Annotated in this window: 1 protein-coding gene; it reads right to left on the bottom strand. The window is 35.1% G+C overall.

Annotated elements, in window-relative coordinates; all coding sequences use genetic code 11:
• The coding region (locus tag V6251_RS15355) for a CIA30 family protein (protein WP_341589022.1) at nt 1-276 on the bottom strand (276 nt) is incomplete at its 3' end.
• Nucleotides 277-288 lie beyond the last annotated feature (12 nt).

The raw sequence follows: 288 nt of genomic DNA, 5'->3' as shown, positions 1-288 counted from the left end.
AAGAGATAATCCAAAGGTACGATCTGTACTATTACTTTTAAATAGCATAGTCATTGTTTTGCAATCATTTAATGCACCTGCAGTAATTAACGTGCAGATACTTGCAAATCCACCATTGTTTTCTAGACTAACTTCGCCAGTAAATACAATGCTGTCTTCTAATATAGTTGTTTTGGATGTGGATAATCCACCCATGACACCATCGTTAACTATACGCCAATCATCACCTGCTTTTTCTGTTCCAAAATCTATTGTTAATCCTCGGTTTGTACTCATAAATAAGGTTAC

Origin of the sequence: Olleya sp. Ti.3.14, from assembly GCF_038154885.1 — a bacterium.
Classification (GTDB): Bacteria; Bacteroidota; Bacteroidia; order Flavobacteriales; family Flavobacteriaceae; genus Olleya.
Note: the sequence above shows the minus strand (reverse complement) of the source record. Positions and strands in the feature narration are given on the sequence as shown.